Genomic DNA, 3,991 nt, shown 5'->3' on the forward strand with positions numbered 1-3,991 from the left:
TGCTAAGAAGCGCCGAACTGCGGGCAGCCGCGGTGGGGAAATGAGCTTTTTAAAGAGAGATTGATAAAGTCAAAACCCGACATTTCTAAAAAGTTTGAACCCCGACATCTGAACTTGGCCTCGACATATCGTGTAGGCCCCAAGTAGTAATGTCGTATTTGGGGGTGCGGCGGAATTCTTGGACTACCAGGAGGTAGTTCATGTATTCATACGAAGACCCAATCACCATGACGATGCGCGAGTTGGACCGGTTTAAAGTGATTCAGTGCGTGGTCGACGGGCAACTCAAGCGTCGCCGGCAACCAACGGCATTCGGCAGCCGGTAAAGGTCGATGACCATGCGTTCCCCATCGAGTTTCTCGATGCATGCGCGAACGCCTATGCGTTCACGTTCGGTTGAAAAGAATCACGCGGCTTCCTCACACGCACGCATAACAAAGCCGCCACGGCGAGCGCTGCGGCTGCAGTTTCGAGCGACGTCGAGAACGAATGATGCGATGCATACATCGTATTCGCGACAAGCGGTCCGACGATCTGCCCGACACCAAAACACGCGGTCATCATCGCGAGGATGCTGATGCGCATGGTGTGCGCGACCCGGCGCGCGGCGAGCATCGCGATGGTTGCGGTCCCCATGAACGTCCCGCCCACGATCAGCGCGCTGCCGAGATAACCCACCTGATTGGCAAACACGACCGGCAATACAACGCCCACCGCTTGCAACGCAAGATTGAGAAACAGCGCGCGCCGTGTTCCAAGCCGCATGTGGACCGCGTGCCAGATGAAGCACGAAGGAATCGCGCCCAGACCGAACAACGCCCAGACCTGAATCGGATCGATCGAGCCGATCGCGTCCCTCACGAACAACGGCAAGTAGGTCGCGGTGATGATGTAGCCAAAGCCCGCAAGTCCGTAGAGTGCGATCAGCGGTCCCGCTCCGAGCGCCGGAAAGGACTCGTGTCCATGCAAAGCGGCACGCGTGCCGGAGTCGTGAACCGGACGTGCATCGAGACCCGGCAACGCGATGGCGCCAAGGATCAGCGCGCCCGCCGCCAGCACCCACCACAGTCCTGCGCTGTGCAGGCCGGAACTGCGTCCGGCGACGAGCATCTCGGATGACAGCACGATCCCGATGCCGACACCCGCATACAGCATCGGCGCACCGCGCGTGTGACCGCGATGTTGCAAGAGCCAGAGCGACGCCGCGACCATGGTGACCGCGCTGACGGCGCCGGTGATCCCGCGCATCGCGATGATGAGCCAGGGCGCATCCAGCAGCGCCGTCACCCCGAGACAAACTGCAATACCGGCAAGCGCAAGCATGCACAACCTGCGCGAGTGTCGCGGATGCACGGCCGCGGTCAGCAGCGCGCCGATCAGGTACCCCGCATAGTTGGCCGACGCGGCGAGCGTTCCCTGGTGCACGCTCAGCACGGCATCGCTGACCATGACCGGGTAGATGCCCGTGAACGCAAAGCGCCCGAATCCCATTCCGACTGCCATGACGAGGGCGGCCACCATCGCCGCCATGCCCTGGCTTGCAGTCGATGAAACCTGCCGTATCGTGCTCATGACACTTTCTCCTTCGCCGACAACTGCTTCGACATGAATGGCGTGAGCGCCTCGCGCAGTGCGTTGAACGCTGGCGTCTGATAACCCTTTCGATGAACCAGCCACGTGTCCACTTTCGCCACGACATGCGTGCGGAACTTCGGCGGTTCGCGCAGCAACTCCAGCACGCTGCGCGGCACAAGGGACACACAACCGCCCGCAGCAACGCACGCAAGCATGCTGTGATACGAACCGACCTCCTGGATGTCCAGCAGCGCTGCGCCCTGCCCGAGCCACTCTTCGGCAAGCACGCGATAGCTGCAGCCCTGCGCAAACGCGGCGAGCGAACGCACGGTGACGTCCCCACCCTTCCGAACGACGCCATGTCCGGGCGGCAACACGAGCAAGATCTCCTCGCGAAAAACCGCTTCGCCATGAAGTCCTGCGGCATCGAGATCCATTGCCGACGCCATGTCGCCACAGGGCGGCAACGCCGCAAACGCGCAATCGACAAGACCGCTGCCGACCTGTTCGAGCAACTGCCTGGAAGGCGCGGTCGAAATCCGCAACTGAACATCCGGGTACTGCACGTGAAGCGCCGCAAGCGGTCCGGGCAACCGCGCCGCAGCCGTGCTTTCCATGGTGCCGATCCTGAGCGTGCCTGACGGCGCTTGCGGGGCAAGCACCTGCCGCGCTTCGTCGGCGAGAGCGAGCATGCGGTTCGCATAACCGAGAAAGCGTTCGCCTTCTGCGCTGAGCGTCAGGCGGTTGCCGTCGCGCCGGAATAGCGCAACGCCGAGCTCTTCTTCAAGCTGCTGGATTCGGGTCGTGACGTTCGACTGCACGCGGCCCAGCCGTTTGGCGGCCCGGGTCACGCTCAGTTCGGCGGCAACGACACAAAAAATATCGAGAGTCGTATGGTCCACGTTAATCTCCATTTGAGAACGATGTAAACATAATATTCCCAAATAGAGATAATATGCAAGTCAGGTATTTCTTTTTCCGGTCATTGACCGGACGTCTTCCCGAACCATCGAGGTTTTCATGGATCAGCACGCAACCGTCTTGCCCAGCTATGCCGAACGCAACGCACCTTATTGGCGGCGCAACCTGTTTGTGTGCGTCTTCGGCTCTTTCACCACGCTGCTGAGCTTGAGCATGTTGCTGCCGTTCTTGCCGCTCTACGTCGAGCAACTGGGCGTGCATACGCCCTCCGCGATCGTTCAGTGGTCTGGCGTTGCCTTTGGCGCAACGTTTTTTGGTACCGCGATCACCGCGCCGCTCTGGGGGCGTCTCGCGGACCGTTATGGACGCAAGCCGATGCTGATTCGCGCGGCCGTCGGCATGGCTATCGTGATGTCGATGATCGGGCTCGCGCACAACCTGACCGAGCTTGTCGTGCTGCGGCTGATCGCGGGGTTGATCGGCGGTTATGCGTCGGCATCGATAGTCATGGTCGGCACGCAAGTGCCGCGTGAACGCTCGGGATGGGCGCTCGGCGTACTGTCTACCGGCGCGCTTGCGGGCAGTCTCATCGGGCCGCTCGTGGGCGGTTTCCTGCCGACATGGGTGGGCATCCGCGGCACGTTTTTCGTGGGCGGCGCAATCATCGCGGTCGCGGCGGTGCTGACCATCGTCGTGGTGCGCGAGGATTTCGACCGCACGGCCGATACGAAAAAGCGCATCGACGTTGCGGGCGCATCGCTGCCATCGATGAAGCGCGGGGTGATCCTCATATTGCTCCTGACAGCAATAATGGTGCTGCTTGCAAACATGTCGATCGAGCCGATCATCACCGTGTATATCGGCCAGCTTGGTGTGCCGCGCGATTATGTTGCGCGCATGGCGGGCATCGTGATGGCGGCCTCGGCGTTCGGCAGCATGTTGACCGCCGCGCGTCTTGGCGCGCTTGCCGATCGCATCGGCAGCGCGAAGGTGATCACAGGGTGCCTGGTTGCCACGGCCGTGGTCCTGGTGCCGCAGGCGTTCGTCACGCAATGGTGGCAACTCGCCATTCTTCGCGGCCTGATGGGTATGACGCTCGCGGGTTTGCTGCCATCGATTGCAAAGGAAGTCCGGCACGCCGTCGCCGATCACAACTCAGGCAAGACGCTCGGGTATCTGCAATCCGCGCAGTTCAGCGGACAAGTGATCGGCCCGTTGATCGGCGGACAGATCGGCGCGCATGTCAGCTTGCGCGCCGTGTTTTTCGTGACCTCCTCCTTGCTGCTTGTTTGCGCGGGTTTGAATCGATGGGTGCGAGGCGCGTCATGAAGCGAATCGCTAAGCGAACTCAGCCGCCGAATTGCGCGTTCAATGTCTTGCCTGGCGCCGCGCCTTCGAACCCATCGATTCAAACCCGCGCAAACAAGCAGCAAGGAGGAGGTCACGAAAAACACGGCGCGCAAGCTGACATGCGCGCCGATCTGTCCGCCGATCA

At 61.4% G+C, this 3,991-nt stretch carries 3 protein-coding genes; 1 reads left to right on the top strand and 2 read right to left on the bottom strand.

Going from position 1 to position 3,991, the window contains the following annotated elements; all coding sequences use genetic code 11:
• Positions 1–378: 378 nt before the first annotated feature.
• Both ACRXB1_RS32400 and ACRXB1_RS32405 read right to left on the bottom strand, forming a co-directional pair.
• Entirely contained in the window at positions 379–1,572 is a 1,194-nt protein-coding gene (locus ACRXB1_RS32400) for a YbfB/YjiJ family MFS transporter (protein WP_449494358.1), read from the bottom strand.
• Entirely contained in the window at positions 1,569–2,477 is a 909-nt protein-coding gene (locus tag ACRXB1_RS32405; RefSeq protein WP_174364204.1) for a LysR substrate-binding domain-containing protein, read from the bottom strand. Before ACRXB1_RS32405 ends, ACRXB1_RS32400 begins: the two co-directional genes overlap by 4 nt.
• Positions 2,478–2,595: 118 nt before the next feature.
• Here ACRXB1_RS32405 and ACRXB1_RS32410 point away from each other — a divergent pair, with 118 nt between their 5' ends.
• Positions 2,596–3,825, top strand: a complete 1,230-nt coding sequence (locus tag ACRXB1_RS32410; protein WP_449494359.1) for an MFS transporter — start codon at positions 2,596–2,598, stop codon at positions 3,823–3,825.
• Positions 3,826–3,991: the final 166 nt, after the last annotated feature.

Source organism: Caballeronia sp. M23-90 (assembly GCF_053574605.1).